Annotated in this window: 12 protein-coding genes and 1 pseudogene; 6 read left to right on the top strand and 7 right to left on the bottom strand. The window is 43.4% G+C overall.

Features of this window, described 5'->3' with window-relative positions:
- Positions 1-49 precede the first annotated feature (49 nt).
- Entirely contained in the window at positions 50-403 is a 354-nt protein-coding gene (locus tag Xbed_RS05220) for a DUF805 domain-containing protein (RefSeq protein WP_086111877.1), read from the bottom strand.
- A 532-nt stretch (positions 404-935) separates the two neighbouring features.
- On the opposite strand from Xbed_RS05220, the gene Xbed_RS05215 reads away from it, so the two are divergent.
- Positions 936-1,586, top strand: a complete 651-nt coding sequence (locus Xbed_RS05215) for an MFS transporter (protein WP_086111876.1) — start codon at positions 936-938, stop codon at positions 1,584-1,586.
- Positions 1,587-1,818: 232 nt separating this feature from the next.
- Here the strand turns inward: Xbed_RS05215 and Xbed_RS05210 are convergent, their stop codons facing one another.
- The 4 genes from Xbed_RS05210 to recQ all read right to left on the bottom strand — a co-directional run bounded on the left by Xbed_RS05210 (position 1,819) and on the right by recQ (position 7,086).
- Positions 1,819-3,162: a PI-PLC domain-containing protein gene (locus Xbed_RS05210; RefSeq protein WP_086111875.1), complete on the bottom strand. Its 1,344-nt coding sequence runs from the start codon at positions 3,160-3,162 to the stop codon at positions 1,819-1,821.
- Between the two features lie 248 nt (positions 3,163-3,410).
- Positions 3,411-4,211: a sugar/pyridoxal phosphate phosphatase YigL gene (gene yigL, locus Xbed_RS05205; RefSeq protein WP_086111874.1), complete on the bottom strand. Its 801-nt coding sequence runs from the start codon at positions 4,209-4,211 to the stop codon at positions 3,411-3,413.
- Between the two features lie 21 nt (positions 4,212-4,232).
- The gene (gene pldB, locus Xbed_RS05200; protein WP_086111873.1) at positions 4,233-5,231 is read right to left on the bottom strand and encodes a lysophospholipase L2; all 999 of its coding nucleotides are present in this window, start codon (positions 5,229-5,231) and stop codon (positions 4,233-4,235) included.
- Positions 5,232-5,259: 28 nt separating this feature from the next.
- Positions 5,260-7,086, bottom strand: a complete 1,827-nt coding sequence (gene recQ, locus Xbed_RS05195; protein WP_086111872.1) for an ATP-dependent DNA helicase RecQ — start codon at positions 7,084-7,086, stop codon at positions 5,260-5,262.
- Positions 7,087-7,546: 460 nt separating this feature from the next.
- Between recQ and Xbed_RS05190 the strand changes: the two genes are divergently transcribed.
- The 4 genes and pseudogenes from Xbed_RS05190 to Xbed_RS20125 form a co-directional block, all read left to right on the top strand.
- On the top strand, positions 7,547-8,032 hold the full coding sequence (locus Xbed_RS05190) for a thioesterase family protein (RefSeq protein ID WP_086111871.1): 486 nt from the start codon (positions 7,547-7,549) through the stop codon (positions 8,030-8,032).
- 360 nt (positions 8,033-8,392) lie between these two features.
- Positions 8,393-9,064, top strand: coding sequence for a hypothetical protein (locus tag Xbed_RS05185; protein ID WP_086111870.1), 672 nt, complete (start codon positions 8,393-8,395; stop codon positions 9,062-9,064).
- 420 nt (positions 9,065-9,484) lie between these two features.
- Positions 9,485-10,375, top strand: coding sequence for an EamA family transporter RarD (gene rarD / locus Xbed_RS05180; protein WP_086111869.1), 891 nt, complete (start codon positions 9,485-9,487; stop codon positions 10,373-10,375).
- A gap of 150 nt (positions 10,376-10,525) precedes the next feature.
- A pseudogene (locus Xbed_RS20125) lies at positions 10,526-10,645 on the top strand (IS110 family transposase); the annotation flags it as partial.
- Positions 10,646-10,706: 61 nt separating this feature from the next.
- Here Xbed_RS20125 and Xbed_RS05175 read toward each other — a convergent pair.
- Positions 10,707-12,233, bottom strand: coding sequence for an MFS transporter (locus Xbed_RS05175; RefSeq protein ID WP_086111868.1), 1,527 nt, complete (start codon positions 12,231-12,233; stop codon positions 10,707-10,709).
- Positions 12,234-12,893: 660 nt separating this feature from the next.
- Here Xbed_RS05175 and Xbed_RS05170 point away from each other — a divergent pair.
- Positions 12,894-13,544, top strand: a complete 651-nt coding sequence (locus tag Xbed_RS05170; RefSeq protein WP_086111867.1) for a TetR/AcrR family transcriptional regulator — start codon at positions 12,894-12,896, stop codon at positions 13,542-13,544.
- A 727-nt stretch (positions 13,545-14,271) separates the two neighbouring features.
- On the opposite strand, the gene Xbed_RS05165 is transcribed toward Xbed_RS05170, so the two are convergent.
- Positions 14,272-16,293, bottom strand: coding sequence for a TonB-dependent siderophore receptor (locus Xbed_RS05165; RefSeq protein WP_208612200.1), 2,022 nt, complete (start codon positions 16,291-16,293; stop codon positions 14,272-14,274).
- Positions 16,294-16,708: the final 415 nt, after the last annotated feature.

Raw genomic sequence — 16,708 nt, 5'->3', positions numbered from 1 at the left:
GGCGCTTTTATATTACATGGCAAACTAAACTCTTAATTGATGCTATACCTTAAGGAATTTTTCTCGGATCTGCACCGTATTCGTTATCTCCCTGCGTTCCTTCCAGGCAGAGAAATATCAAGATGATCAAACCACCAAGTGGAACGAAAGTCAGTAAAAACCACCAGCCAGAATGGTTAGTATCATGAAGACGGCGGACTACGACAGCAAGACCAGGGATCAGCGTCAAAACGCCATAAATTATAATCAATATAAAACCGGCAACATCATCAATTGCTGTACCCAATATAAACAGTGCTACGCAGACAATGATATTGAATAAATAGAACATCCAATATTCTTTACGACGGGCACGCCCTGAGAATTCAGCATAATTTTTTAAAACACCAAGATACCAATTCATAATATCACTTAATTGAAATGAGTTTATATAAAATAAAAACAGGCAAACTATAAAGGATGAGTGATTTTATACTGACTTATCTTTTAAAGTCTATCTTCCTCATTCGTCAAGTAATTATCCATTATTTACCTTATTATTAGATAGTGAGTTAAAAAGCTCTTCCAAATGCTAAATTTAAAACAAATCCAACATAGATATCCCTAGTGCATATCAAAGTTACATATAAAGTTATCAGAAAAACAAGACTCATTAATTCATCATTAACATTCGTTAGATGATGATTTGTTTTTAATAATGATAGTCAACTATGTTATTTATATAAAATAACCAATATCTGGATAAAAATACCGTATCGCACTATCCAAAAACAAAAAATCAAAAAATGCGGCTGCATGAACCATTTAATTCACATTAATTTAACAAAAAGTTATCATCCAATCAGCCATATTTCCAATCACCTTACCATTCGAGATGACATGAAAATTTTATCTGGTAGGCCCTGATCTGTGCCTATGTCTTTATCCAAATTTATTTGGCTATTTTCTACACGATCCGACAGGGTTTTATCAAAGATGTCTTTGAGGAGGGTGAGTTATATCGTATTAACGCGATCCTTGAGATTGAATCACAATCTTCAACACTATTGGCGGCCTTATTGGTGATTTTCTTTGCAGATTCATTGAGCCATAGTGGTATTTTTATGCTGCTGGCAGGCATGGCATTTATTTCTCTGATTATGCTGATGGTCATCTATGGTTGTGGAGCGATACTGGTCGGGTTCATCATGGGGTGGCTTTCCAATCGTTATCCACAGCGCCGTCTGATTTTTATTTTCACGGCTACCTTTGCCATGACACTGGGTATTATGGCGCTATACCCAACTCTTGAAGTCATTTTGGCCGGTAGTTTTTTCCTCGGCTTTTGTCATTCTGCATCACGGGTTTCAAGCCAGAATCTTATTCTGAGTGAAGTAGATTCAGCCATGATTGACCGGGCATTTTCATACGGACAGTTTTTCACATTATGTGGAAGAATTATTGCAACAGGACTTGTGCCATTGATTTTCACTAATGACTACCGACAGGCTTGGAATTATGTTTTCGCAATCAGCATCATTGCACCGACTGTTTTACTTTTCAGAAGATACGTTGATAAACAACTCACTGTATTCAATGAAAAATGAGATTACGATTAGCGTGGCAGTGTCCTTTTGGTATGGTGAACTGCCACGTTAATTAATCCATTATTCTTCACATCTATAAACCAGATTTACAGCCACACGATTCACCCATTTGTAATTCAAATTCAAAGAAGATACATCTTCCGTCCATTGACACGAATTGCGCTGATATTTGATCCCACATTGACTCACTTAAAGGAAGACTGGTCAGGTTTCCACAAATAACTTAATAAAATCATTTATCTAATAATAAAGAGAAATTAATTGCCATTGATAAAGCGGCTGGGTTGGAATCTTTTACATTATCAATGTAGATGATGTTAGGGTATATGTATTCTTTTAAATTAATATGTTGATACAGCTTAAAAAATAAATTTTTATTGGCTATTTTTGCCATTCTCATGATAGTTTTATTATAATCTTCATAAAGATCACATGACAGGTCGTACCATTGTTGTGTCAATATCCAAGAGAGTAAAAAATAGTGTTCTTTAGCATTTGTTTTCATCTTATCTATCTGGTCTTCTGCCATTGAATTCATATCATTTGTATTAGAGTAACTATCATAAATAGGAAAGTTCTTTGCATAAAAGAAGCCTTTTCTATTTCGCCTCCCCAAATTGACCTGATTATTCTCAACAACAAATAAGATTGCAGCCCGCGTACCATTTTTGGTGAAATCATTCAATTTAACTGACTGAACTGTGAATCTATCATCTATGGGATGATCAAAATCATACAGATAATTTACACGATCCAAACGAGAAAATAATTGGTCCCACTCTTCTTGTGTAAAAGATTTATCTAAATCTACATTTAAATCATGGGATAATCTGATCATGATCACCTCGTTACGTGATTTAGAAGCCAATGTAAATGAATTTATGTCTGAAATGATATTCTCAATGGGTTGACCAGTACCGCCTTGTGGCACTTTGGTATTATGACTATAATGACCAGCAAAAAACGCTCCATTTTTGATAACGGGTCTGATATCTAAGTACCTGACCCCTAAGTACAATTGATTAAAAATAGATTGTGATTGCGTCAGTGTATTACATTCAGCACCATGCTGGGTATGAGTGGTGAGTTCATCCATCCCTGCATCATGGGAACCCAGAATACAGAGAGCACCCAAAGGCACATCCCCCAAAAGATTAATACTGTCTGTCATCCATTTTGATGCATCTAAATATGTCCCTTTATAGCTCCCTGATTTACCAAAAAGTATAAAGTTGACTATCCCATTAGGTTCCCAGACTAATCTTTCTGTATAGCCAATATAATTATTGTTCACGATAATATTATTAAAATCAATTTTAATTTCAAAGGTTTTAGATCTGTCGTTATACTCACCGATAATTTGAAAACTATTATTTTCCGCGTTGTTTAATCGATACTCTATTTTAATGTAACTATTTTGGATATCATCATCTAGTTCAATAAACATTTTTATTGTGGACTGCGAATCTATCCTTTCAGGAAATGGTCTGAATCTAATTTTATTGACTTTTTGGTCCGTTTTAACCCAAAGAGAATCGGTACTGTTGACCAATGCTATTTCTCCACTTTGTCTCATGATAGACACTCCTTATTTTAATTAAAAAATAATGCGCATGTGAAAAACCTCCGCCGTCATCAATATTAATTATAGTAGAATGATCAATGCTTCGTTCAACATTAATGTAATAAAATAAAATTAACTTTAATTAAATTATTATTAATATCTGGTATTTTTATAACTCTGTTAATACAAAAATAAGACTGATATAAAAAAACAGCATCCATTAAGATACTGTTTTAGAATACTGAATCATGCTATTAACATCAAACCTGATATATTTTCCGCAAATAACAAGAAACAGCATCATCAGCATTGGAACCAATGACTTCCATCTCCGGTAAAATGTCTTTCAAACGCTGGTGTGCTCCCTGCATAATGCAGCCCTTGCCGACCACACTCAACATTTCACGATCATTCATGCCATCACCAAAAGCAATGCAGTTATTCAATCGGTATCCAATCGATTGGCAAACTTGTTCCAACGCATGACCTTTAGAAACACCACCAGACATCACTTCCAGACAATTTCTCAGTGAGAAACTGACATTGACTCTTTCTCCCCAGCGCGCCTTAATCCTCTCTTCCAATTCCACCAAATAATCATGGTCGTCACTGGTGTAATACACCTTACATACTCCATCGGTGGGGAAGTCATCGCGCTGAAAAAGCTGGTAATGGAAGACAGACTCCTGAAAAAATTCTTTCTGCTCAGGTGATTCACGATTCATTAGCCAATCGTCATTATTGAAGTAGTTCGTCAGGATATTGGGATTGTCGAATTCCAGTAAACATAAATCATGGGCAATCTCAGGATCTAAGTTGTGGCTGAACACTAACTCATCTTGGGTATTGTGAACTCTTGCGCCATTGGAAGTGATCATGTAAGCATCAATGCCCAATCCATCACGAATTTGCCCCACATCGATGTGATGGCGCCCTGTCGCAAAAATAAAGTGAATGCCTTGCTCTGTCAGCAAGTTCAGCGTTTCCTTGGTATATGGCGTTAATTTATGGTTGGGAGACAACAACGTGCCATCTAAGTCTGAAGCAACAACATGATACATGGTTATAGTTCCTAAACTAAATCAGTTCTGGTCAAAAAAATCACAAATTGCATTGAGCGCTTCCGCCCTCAATACATCTTTTTCGAACAGGATTTCGTGATGAGCCCCTTGGATAACCAGAGGTTTTTGTTCTTCTTTTCCTGTTCCTGCTTTTTGGCATGATGCACAAAAAGCCAGTAGCTCCCGATGACTCACGACCTTATCTTCACTCGCTTGTAATACGATGAGTGGAGTCTGAATTTTACCCGCATTTTCAATCAGGTTATCTCCCATCAGCATACTTTCACGCATCCAATGGTAGGTCGGCCCGCCGAGGCGCAATTCAGGGTAATCAGCATAATAACGTAGATAACGCTGATAACGTGCATAACTATGGGTTAATAGGTTAATAAAATAAGGCAATGGTCGCCATTGCCCCGTCGATAGTGCATAGGCGTTACGTCGTTGAATATTGGGTTCAGCCTGATTGACCAGAAAGTTCGCTAACCAGCGGGGCATGGGTAAGTTGATGCCAAACATGGGTGCACATAACGCCACCGCCCGAAAAACCGGTTCTTGGTGACGTTGCAGGAAGCGGCTCAGGATCGCTCCCCCCATTGAATGAGCCAATGCGTAGCAGCGATGCGACGAACGTGTCGTCACTTCCCGCTCGACAAATTTCGCCAGATCATCCACATAATGATCAAACTTCTCAACATGGCCTTTTTGCCGATCATCCAACATTCGCCCTGAACGCCCTTGTCCGCGATGATCAATAATGAAAATATCGTAGCCCAGATGGTAAAAATCATAGGCCACTTCAGGGTATTTCATGTAACTTTCACTGCGACCGGGCAAAATCACGAGTGTTTTGTCATGATGGGGAGAACAAAAAGAGACATAATGGATGGGAATGTCATCCACTCCCATAAATTGCCGTTCTTCCCTCGTGCGCCAAAAATCCAGTAATAATCCATTTGTAAAGGCAGAGAACTGAGGTTCGCGGTTTAACCAGCTTGCTTTCAATATCTCAGGTGCCATTCCTCTTCCTCTGTTAAGTGCCCTTCGGTTATTCAAACCCTTCAAAATGTTCACGGATAAGCGCCATAAACGCATCGCCAAAACGTTCCAGTTTTTTCTGCCCAACACCATTAATGAGCAAAAGTTCATCAGGTGTAATCGGGCACTGTTCTGCCATCTCAATTAACGTGACATCATTGAAAACAACAAACGGTGGAATGTTATTTTCATCAGCAATGGATTTACGCAATTTACGCAATTTCGCAAATAACTTGCGATCATAATTGCCACTGTATGATTTGTTTTGCTGATTACGGCTTTTTAGGTTCTGAATACGTGGTACGGCGAGTTGTAAAGGCATTTCGCTCCGCAATACAGGCCGTGAAGCCTCCGTTAATTGCAACGCAGAATAATTGGCGATGTTTTGGCTAATCAATCCCAGGTGAATAAGCTGACGCAAGACGCTCATCCAATGTTCCTGACTTTGATCTTTACCGATGCCATACACGGGCAGTCTGTCGTGCCCGAAATCCCGAATGCGTTGATTATTTGCCCCACGCAGTACTTCTACAATATAGCCAATTCCAAAACGTTGTCCAACGCGATAGATGCAGGACAAGGCTTTCTGCGCCTCCACCAGACCGTCATAACGCTTGGGTGGGTCAAGACAGATGTCGCAGTTACCACAGGCGGTCTGGTGGCTCTCACCAAAATAATTCAGCAGAACCAAACGCCGGCAAGTTTGCGCTTCCGCAAATGCCCCCATCGCATTGAGTTTATGCCGTTCAATGTCCTGTTGCTCACCCGCCGGTTTTTCTTCCAGACAACGACGCAGCCACACCATATCCGCAGGATCGTAAAACAGCACCGCTTCGGCCGGTAAGCCATCTCGTCCCGCACGTCCCGTTTCCTGATAATAAGATTCGATATTACGGGGGATATCAAAATGCACGACAAAGCGCACGTTGGGCTTGTTAATCCCCATACCAAATGCCACGGTTGCCACAACAATCTGCAAGTCATCCCGCTGGAAAGCATCCTGTACCCACGCACGTTGATTGTTTTCCAACCCCGCATGGTAAGGCGCAACACTTAACCCTCGCTTTTGCAGACGCTCCGCCGTTTCTTCCACTTTAGTACGGCTATTGCAGTAAATAATCCCACTTTTTCCCTGCTGACCACGAACAAATGCCCAGAGCTGATCGAGTGGTTTGTATTTCTCTACCAGCGTATAGCGAATATTGGGGCGATCAAAACTACTGATATGGATAATCGGTTCATGCAACTCCAGCAAACGCACAATATCCTGCCGGGTGGTTTTATCCGCCGTTGCCGTCAGTGCAATCACCGGAAGCGCAGGAAACCGACGACGAAGCTGGCCTAATGCCCGGTATTCCGGGCGAAAATCATGCCCCCATTGAGAAATGCAATGCGCTTCATCGACAGCCAATAAAACCGGATGCCAGTCGTGAAGCTGATCAAGAAAGTTATCGTTCACCAGCCGTTCAGGGGCAATATAGAGCAGTTTAATGGTTCCCTGACGACAGCGTTGCATGATATCAAATTGCTGTTCACGGCTTTGTGTTGAATTCAGGCATTCCGCTTCTACGCCATTGGCCCGCAACTGATCAACCTGATCTTTCATCAGTGAAATTAATGGCGAGACGACCAATGTCAGCCCATTTTTCACCAATGCTGGGATTTGGTAGCATAGCGATTTACCGCCCCCCGTTGGCATAATCACCAGACAGTCACGCCCACCAAGAACGGCGTCAATAACCTGCTGCTGCCCCGGACGAAATTGCTGGTATCCGAATGTTTTTCTTAATGCTTGTTCAGCCAGCGATGCCGTGCTGATGAGTTCTGCGGTAGACACGCTTTTCCTCGATCGTTACTTGAAAAGCCTAAAAACAGGCTGTAAAAAATACAAACGTAGCCTAATCGCCTGTATATCATGCTATTTCACTATATTATTTCACTATCTATTTCACTGTCGGAGCAATGACAGCATATCATTCAGCATAACACTGATACCACGGTTTAAAATCCATCTGCCAATTACCGTTCTGCGCCAAGCAACAGATCCTCACCCGCCACGCCCCGTCGTAATGATTTCTGGTTTTCCTATTGTCATCATTTCAAACTGAAAAATTACCGCTTATTCTACACGCTACCTGGTTATTTTTTGTAGTCCGTTTTTTTTTCAATGAATCGTTTTTCGAAGCGCTTCACAGACTGGCAAGGTCGATAATAAAAGCATAAACTTAACAAGTTATTAACTATAAAGAATCATTAAACCTCAATAGGTTTACTTTTCATTATCAGGAAATGCACTCATGGAAAATATACAGCCTGCAGACAGAATATTAACCCCCGAAGAAGCCCGTAAATTTATCGGCGAAGTCTTTATTTACCACATGCCATTCAACCGACTTCTGGGACTTGAGCTGCTCCGCTTTGAACAGGACTACGCAGAATTGCAATTCTGCAATCAAGAAAAGCTCGTCGGCAATATGATTCAGAAGATCCTACACGGCGGGGCAATCGCTTCCATACTGGATGTTGCAGGAGGGCTGGTTTGTGCGGGTAATGCCCTAACGACACTGGAAACACTCACCATCGCAGAGATGCAGAATCGCCTGCCGACTCTCGGCACGATTGATTTGCGCGTGGATTACCTGCGCCCCGGACGGGGTGAAGTGTTTACCGCCAGCAGCAACATTATCCGCGCGGGCAACAAGGTATCTGTCGCCAGAATAGAACTGCACAATGAACAGCAGGTACATATTGCCAGCGCCACAGGAACTTATTTGGTTGGCTGATATTTCTGACTAATTTTAAATATGCATCTCCAAAATCCTAATGCAAAATAAAATGAAGGAATGTGCCAACAAAACACATTCCTTTTTTTGACGTTTGTGAGATAGCCTAATAAGCCAAGCATTATTGTCGATATAAGCCAGCATCCATCAATTAATCACAGTGCGGATTGCCCAATCATCCGCTACACCTATTAACAATCCGTTACTCTGGGTATATGATACTCAACTATCACAACCAGATTTCCAATACCAGCGATGCTGCACCTACCTCAACCATTATCAGATAGCCTCAAGAAATATCGCAACATACTGTTTTTTTAATTTAATTTCATCATAAATCAATCAACATGAGAATAAATTATGAATCCAAGAACCAAAGCAGAATCGGATATCTTAGCAGGAAAAGCTGTCGATGCGGTTGTATATGTTTGGTATCCCTGCCGGAGCTTTCATTTTGGACATGCTTCTATTTATGTCGGTGGAGTACCGCAACATTTTGGGTTGGGTTTCAATTCAGAAAATTCAAATGACATCAATGATGAACCACCGCGTTCTTCACACAATACAGGGCATCCAACAAACGATAATTATGTCAGTTTCCTTGCAGAACCAGATATACCGCGAGGTTGGTTATCATACGCAGGAGCTTTTAATAGCCTTCGAAGTGATTTTGCAGAAGCCCCCCATTTGGAATACTACCTCATTGGCCTGAATGTTGAAAAAATGCAACGTCAAAAAAATGAAATCTATAATGGAAAAATATATGGCAATTATCGCACTATCCATAGTTATCATTTTATCAAAAAAAATTGCTCAACAATGGTTGCCAAGATATTACAAGCAGGTGAAGTAGAGCATTTATTAAATCCAATTCAAAAAATAGGTTATGCTAAAAATATATATTGGACACCTAAAGATATTGCACAGTTATGTAATATATTAAGAAATAATGATAGCGCAGTGAAAGTAAGGGGGCTAGATTGTCCAGATAAATTGGAGTTACCATTTAAAACGTTATTTGGCTTTAGATAAAGATAATAAAGTATATATATTCCCCCTATATCAGCGAGATCCATAAGATATTCTGCAGATTTTTAAACAGCCTTTAGAAAAAGTTAAAAAGTCCTTGAATGATGAATCGTAACGGAATCCTCATCACTTTCCTTATAGCACAACATTCATCAAATGTTCGTTTTTTAATCTACCACCGTGGACGCAAAACTTGAGATGAAACAGGTAGCAGTGTGTATAAATAGAGAGAGTTAATTTACCTGAATATAACAATTTAGCATAAAGTGCTATTTAGATAAGTGAAAAATTTTAATTTATTGCTCATGCCATTAACCACTTGTAAATCACTCATCCCAATGACACATTGTACAGGTTTATGGGCTATCATCTTTGCAAGCTCTTCTGGTTTTCTGAACACGACTCTGAATATTCAAGGATATTATGACTAACCAACATACGACCAAAGGTATCCTGTATGCCTTAGGGGCTTACCTTATTTGGGGATTGGCACCCATCTACTTCAAGAGCATACAATATGTGCCCCCCGATGAAATCGTATCACACCGCGTTATTTGGTCGGTTTTCTTTATGGTGCTGATGCTGACGGTAACCCGTCACTGGCGTCGGGTCTGGGCAGTGGTCCGTCAACCCAAGATCCTGCTACTGTTAGGCTTCACTGCCTTCACGATTACCAGTAACTGGCTCACTTATATTTGGGCGGTTAATAATAACCATCTATTGGAAGCGAGTCTGGGGTATTTTATTAATCCCTTGGTCAGTGTGCTGTTGGGTATGATTTTTCTGGGGGAGCGTTTCCGCCGTATGCAGTGGATCGCGGTGGGGCTGGCCTTTACCGGCGTCCTCATTCAGTTATGGCAGTTCGGATCCGTCCCGGTGATTGGCCTGTACTTAGCAATGACATTTGCCGTCTATGGGCTGATCCGCAAAAAGCTGGGAGTGGATGCACAAACGGGTATGTTGATTGAAACAATCTGGGTGTTCCCTGTCGCTCTGACTTACCTGCTGTTCTTCACCCATAGCCCGACCAGCAATATGTTGGACAATTCGTACTCTTTGAACCTGCTGCTGATTGCTGCCGGTATTATTACGACGGTGCCCCTGTTGCTCTTCACCGCAGCCACTGCGCATCTGCGTCTGTCCACGCTGGGCTTTTTCCAGTATCTTGGCCCGACACTGATGTTCTTACTGGCAACGCTGGTTTATGGTGAGGAAATTGGTCCGGATCGTTTAATCACTTTTGGCTTTATCTGGGCTGCCTTGATTCTGTTTACGCTGGATGCACTTTATACGCAACGTCGTTTACGGAAATAGCCAAATTCTTTCAACGTGTGTAAGTACCTACCATCTTCCTGAACTGACCCAAGATATTACCGTAAATTAGGGTCAGTTTATTCATAAATTAACACCTCTTTCTTCAAGCATATCTAGGCGTACAGATAGGGAGCATTTCAGAAAACAGAATTCGTTGCAGGCAAGCCCAATAAAGTCACCATCATTGTTTGTATGCGTAAATTACTGGTCATTCTCAATGCAATGGTAAAAACAAATAAACCGTGGAACGAATCATACCATACGGTTTAAAGCGAAAGACGGTTACTCATTAGTGCTCGGTATTTCTTGACCATTACATACCTGCATGGCTTTAGAGATCACCTCTTTTACGAACCGCTTTCTTCACAGAATTTGTATGCGATGTAACAAGATCAGTGCTGAAAAATAGTAACAAGAATGCCACTGACAGGCCAACCAAGCCAGCACACAGCATCGCCAGCCCAAACCCACTCGCCATTGCAGCCCGATAAATATCACTCAGCCAGTCCTGACCTGCAGGCAGGATATGATTAACGACCGCACGATGGGCAAGGTCACTTGCCCCAGCCACCCCTGATGCATTGATGGCCATGGTCATGTCATGGATGGCGCTTATACCCATTACACTGCCCAGTACTGCGATCCCTAGTGTCATCCCCGTCTGTCGAAGAGCATTCATTGTAGCCGAAGCAATGCCTGCCCGTTCAGGAGGTGCATAACCCATGACCATCATGCCAGTTGCCGGGACCGCCAGTCCCATTCCGAGCCCCAGTAACGCAAGGTCTACCCCAATAACAATGTATGGCGTGTATGGACCAAAGGTCAACATCATACACATGGACAATCCAATCAAACTGTAGCCCCCAACCATCAGGAGTTTGAGAGGAATGCGTACAGTCAGACGCCCAAAGAGTAGCGACACCGCCGTTGTGGCAACGAATTGTGGCATGAGATGCCACCCAGTCAGTGCTGGCGAATCGGTCTGTGCTTGCTGCAGAAATAGCGATAAGAAAAACAGGCTGGCGTAACCGGTGAACCCCAAGACAAACGAAGCCACGTTTGCCAAGGCCAACGTTCGATTGCGAAATAACTCTACCGGAAACAGAGGACGCTGTACGTTCAGTTCAACCCAGATAAAGACTAAGAACGCCACGGCAGCAATACCAAAAGGAAGCAACACCTTCTCGGGTGACGCACCGTACTCACCGATCTCGATAAGGCCATAGCTGAGCATTCCGAGCCACAGTATACTTAGTATCTGACCCATCGGGTCAAATGCGGCATGTTCGGGATTCTTTCTCTCAGGAATACCCCACATCCCCAGTAAGGCGGCCAGAATCCCGAGTGGTACGTTCACGACGAAGATACTTTCCCATCCGATGTGTTCGATAAGAAGACCGCCAAGAAGCGGGCCAGAGATTAAAGCCAAGGCACTGAATGCAGACCACCCTCCAATCGCCCGGGCTCTTTGTTTAGGATCGGGAAAGGCGTGCGTGAGAATTGGCATCGCACCGGGAATCAGCAATGCGCCGGCAACGCCCTGAATAGTCCTCCCCCATAACAGGGAATCAAGCTGTGTTGCACAGGCGCAGACAATGGAACCTACAACGAAAAGTACGACGCTAGCCACCCACATGCGCTTATGACCATATTTGTCTCCCAGAGGACCAGCCGATAGCATTAGCGCCGACAACACGATCGCGTAGGCATTGACGACCCATTGCAGTCCACCAAGGTCTGTTTGGAGAGCCTCCTGCAATGTCGGGAGGGCGACATTGACGATGCTGATATCAAGTGTTGCAAGAAATGTCCCCAAATACGCGGCAGCGATCAGGGCATGAAGACGGAATCTCTGCATAGCAGTCCACCAAGTATCCAAGAATTCGAACTGCTATGATATATATTGACCGACCGTCGGTCAATAATTTGATATAGAGACGAGGTAATCACGTGAACACCACACGGTTACTCTGTTCTGGCTAGATAATTCGAACACTTGCAAAAGGAGCGCCATTACCATTGATTAATGGTATCTGGGTGGTTTGTGATTCCTAGTAACCTCTGAAATTATCTAAGAAATGTGAAGCATAAGAGATGAAAATTCCTGATGGTTAATGCCATCGAGATCCATTTATTATAGTGTCATTTATTACTGGAAGAATTTTGCTGACTGCACAACTACGATATTCATCGCTAATGTGCCTCTGAATCAAAAATAGGAATTTTGCTGTAAAGTCTCTTGGTTCATCGATGTATCAAGAAAAGTGCATTCAGCTACTATAATAATAAATTGCCAACGTGACCGATTCGAGGCTGATACCTCTGCTCTAAAAGCGGACCTGACGTATGTGCAACAGCATCACTTTGCTGTTCACATCAAAGCATGTAAGCTATGAACAAGCATGGCACTTATATGCCATCGCAACTCCATTACGTAGCCAGGTATTTGTGGTACGGTGCTATGAATGCAACCAAAACCTGGAACGTTGTTTTCAGCACGTAAGATTGATATAGCACAATGAGATACAAGATAAACCGACGCGAACCGGAAGCCCCAAAAAACCCGCGCACCAAACCTGCTGAAGTACGCCTTGACGAACTGATGGCGGCAGCTGAACAGCTCTTCCTAGAACAGGGTGTTGATGCGACGACGATTAACGAAATTGTTGAGCTGGCACAGGTAGCTAAGGGAACCTTTTATCATTATTTTGCCTCCAAGAACAAGCTCCTTGAAGCGATGGGTGAGCGCTATACTGCGCAGTTTTTAATGCGGCTTGAGGAGGCTGTCGATACTTGCAAACCCGACGACTGGCTTGGGCGGCTTTGTATGTGGATTAGAGTGAGTATTGAAATTTACGTCGAAACGTACCGAACACACGATATTGTTTATACCAACCACCACCATCATAATAGAAACAATCAGGAAAAAAATACGATTCTGGAACAACTGCAGACTATTCTCGAAAGTGGTACGCAGGCCAAAGCGTGGCGAGTAGATCAACCACGCATTACTGCATTGCTAATTTATGCAGGTGTTCATGGTGCCACCGATGATGTCATAGTATCATCACAATCCAATCGAGAAGTTTTTATCAAGGCTGTCATCGCCAACTGTCTACGCATGGTTGATATTGTTGACGATAGCACACTCTGTAGTCATTCTTACTGATTGCAAGACCTGTATCCTGATGGGCTACCGGGGCAATTGTTGCTGGAGTGTCCTCAGAATATGCAAATACAATTGCTGGCTGGCCGTATCGTAGGGAAGCGACTTTGCCAAGATGAAAGAAACGCGTCACAAGAACGCGCTTAACGACTCTGAACAATCAGATGCGGATAGCCCAGAGAGCTCTGTCCGACGTATGCCTAACATAGACTTGCTCGAGCAATTCTGGAGTAATTACATCGTGTAGATCCCCAGAGATTAGTGTGCGGCATTCATGCAATACTGCAACGTGCTCAGCGAATTGGAGTACTTTATCATGACTGTTCATGAGCACACACAATCTGTGCTCATGGACCAATCGTTGGAGTAATGTTAGTAGTTCTTATCTTTGCAAATCGAGTGCACTGGTCGGTTCATCAAGTCGCAGGATCCAAGGCTCACGAACCAGTGCCTGTGCGATAGATACAAGCTGGCTTGCCCGCCATAGAGAGTGTGGAGTTTATTGCCCGCTATCGACTCAATTTGCTGGAGACTCAATAGTACCGACGCAGCATTAAGTACAGCAATAGGCTTATCACGATCAGTCACACCAAATTACCATACAACTCTTGCGGAGTAGTTTTTTGCAAGGCTAACGCGACAGGAACACTGCAAGCTTTCACGTTTATCGTACCGTACACCTCCTGAGAACTCTGTCATGATTTTGTGTAGCAGATTGCTGCGTCTCATGTCACCACCAATACATCAGTGTTGCTGTGACCACCCGATCCTGGCCGATGAAGCAGTACATCTCCGAGGTGCAACTGGCTAAGTACTTCCTGTCAGTAAGATTGCTTGCGTTGACTGAAAGCGTTACATCATGACCAGTGAGATAGTACAGGTCGTAGCTAGCTGTAAGGTCGAACAGTGTTGCGGCCGGAACCTTGAATGTGTTACCGGGATCACCCCAGGTTGAACCGAGATATCGCATGCCTCCGCCAAAGCGTAATCCGGCTAGAAGCCCAGTGAAACGATAATCAAGCCAAGTGCTGGCAGAATGGTGTGGTGCCTGTGCAGGCGATTTATTCTGGTATAGCGGATCACTAACGACGCGGCTGTCCAGCCAGGTGTAGTTCGCAACGAGATTCAAATTAGGCATTAATTCCACTGTTGCAGCAATGTCAAAACCGCGATTCCTAATTTTTCCCGTCTGGTTGTTAAACCCAAGATGCTGAGTATCCGTTGTTTTAACATTTGTCTGTTCAAGATTGAATACCGCGGCAGTGATCAGAGAGCCTGAACCTGTGGGATGAAACTTGATGCCTACTTCCGTTTGTTTAGCTTCAACTGGGATAAAGGGATTACCCTTATAGTCTGTACCGATTAGCGGATCAAATGACGTCGCATAGCTTACGTACGCCATGAAATCTTGGGTGAACTGGTATCCTAGTCCTGCGCGTCCACTCCACTTTCGGTTTTGCTGTTTGGTACTACGTGCAACTGGTGAGTAGCTTTGCGTCTCATCTTCCGTGTCAGACCAATCATGGCGTGCACTAAGAGTCAGCAACCAATTATCGTAAGCAAGCTGATCCTGCAAGTAGGCCCCCACTCGCGAGAACTCCTGATGCGACTTCCACGGTGCAGCTCGACTGGCTGAGAAATCGCGTCTGATATGTGGACGATAGTCGTTCTCCCTATACGGATTGAAAAGAACTGGTCCAACGCTATAGAGAGCTCTGTCGAGTCGGCCAGATGTATAGTCCACGCCACCCAGTAGTGTGTGTTCAAGTACTCCTGTTGAGAGTTTTCCGCCAATGTGGTTATCCATCGAAAAACTGTTCACTTTAGATGGGGTAATTTCGTTATACCCTCTCAGCCAGGGGTGAGCATATACTACCTGATAGCCATATACGACTCCCCGTTGCAAGTCAGACGAGACATACATATAGCGGGCATTGCTCGCAAAGCTCCAGCCACCGCCGAAGTCATGTTCAAAAATGGAGGTAATGGAATTTTGGCTGCGTGAAGAATCCGAGAAGTTTGTATCAGTGAAGTTACGTTGTCTATCCACTTGCGGGTAAGGACTGTGATCTAGACCCAGCACAACCGCAGGCAGGCTGTTGTAATCCGGTATCGATGGTTCGCGGGAATGCGTGCCCAATATAGTCCATGAGGTGTCCGGTGTAATACGCCAAGTTAGTGAAGGTGCAAAGTAGAGCCTACGATGTTGCATTGCCTCAACCTGTTCACGGCTATCCAAGCCGCTTACCGTTAAGCGGTACAATAGTTTGTTATCTTCATCCAGAGGACCCGTGATGTCGAAACCCATTTGCTTTCGATTAAAGCTTCCATATTGCACGAACAGTTCACGTTCCATTTCATCTGCCGGACGTTTGCTAACTTGGTTAATAATGCCACCGCCAGTGCCTTGTCCGTACACTGCGGACGAAGGACCTCTCAGCACCTCAACACGCTCTAGTGTCCACAGATCAGTTTGGGGAAGCCAACTACCTGGATTTCCAATGACCCGTAAACCATCCAAGTAATAATCAGCGTCAATCCCACGGATTCGGGTAATGTCCAATTGCGAGCCGAAGCCGCCAAAACGCTCACTATTAGCACCGACGGTATAACGCAAGGCTTGACTTGTGCTATTCGACTGCTGGATTCCCATTTGTTCACGGGTCACGACTGAGACGGACGAAGGTACCTTCATAACAGGAGTTCGTGTCTTGTTACCAACAGTTGCTTCCTCAGCAACATAGCCGTGCACTGGTCCATTTTCCTGGCCTGGGAGTTGGCTCGATACCGTAATCGTAGGCAATACTATTATCTTTGCTGTGCCCCCTCTGGGCGATTCCTGACTCTGTGTCTCCTGTCCTTGGGCACATGCTGCACTCGTTACCAGTACGAGAGATATAGCCAGACGACGATGTGAATAGATCTTACTGGACTTGGGTATTTCCTCTATGTATCCCATTGGGTAACCCTCTGAAACGTTGTTACATGTCTGTTTGTCCATCCGATTCTGTATAAGTGGGAACGATGAATTTACCCAAGCAGTGTCGCATCCCCTAATTCAAGCGGATATGGAATATCTTTCAGATTCCCTGAAAAAACAAGGAACACAAATATAGACTGACCGTCGGTCGTTGATAATAATAACCATTTTCAATAGAAAGGCAAAT

The organism is Xenorhabdus beddingii (assembly GCF_002127545.1).
GTDB lineage: Bacteria > Pseudomonadota > Gammaproteobacteria > Enterobacterales > Enterobacteriaceae > Xenorhabdus > Xenorhabdus beddingii.
The sequence above is the reverse complement of the archived record's forward strand: the minus strand, read 5'-3'. Positions and strand labels throughout refer to the sequence as shown.

Bases quoted from the DNA above. Each gene is read 5' to 3' on its own strand.
- Xbed_RS05220 (WP_086111877.1), bottom strand. From the start codon at position 403: ATGAATTGGTATCTTGGTGTTTTAAAAAATTATGCTGAATTCTCAGGG.
- Xbed_RS05210 (WP_086111875.1), bottom strand. From the start codon at position 3,162: ATGAGACAAAGTGGAGAAATAGCATTGGTCAACAGTACCGATTCTCTT.
- yigL (WP_086111874.1), bottom strand. From the start codon at position 4,211: ATGTATCATGTTGTTGCTTCAGACTTAGATGGCACGTTGTTGTCTCCC.
- pldB (WP_086111873.1), bottom strand. From the start codon at position 5,231: ATGGCACCTGAGATATTGAAAGCAAGCTGGTTAAACCGCGAACCTCAG.
- Xbed_RS05190 (WP_086111871.1), top strand. From the start codon at position 7,547: ATGGAAAATATACAGCCTGCAGACAGAATATTAACCCCCGAAGAAGCC.
- Xbed_RS05185 (WP_086111870.1), top strand. From the start codon at position 8,393: ATGAATCCAAGAACCAAAGCAGAATCGGATATCTTAGCAGGAAAAGCT.
- rarD (WP_086111869.1), top strand. From the start codon at position 9,485: ATGACTAACCAACATACGACCAAAGGTATCCTGTATGCCTTAGGGGCT.
- Xbed_RS05175 (WP_086111868.1), bottom strand. From the start codon at position 12,233: ATGCAGAGATTCCGTCTTCATGCCCTGATCGCTGCCGCGTATTTGGGG.
- Xbed_RS05170 (WP_086111867.1), top strand. From the start codon at position 12,894: ATGAGATACAAGATAAACCGACGCGAACCGGAAGCCCCAAAAAACCCG.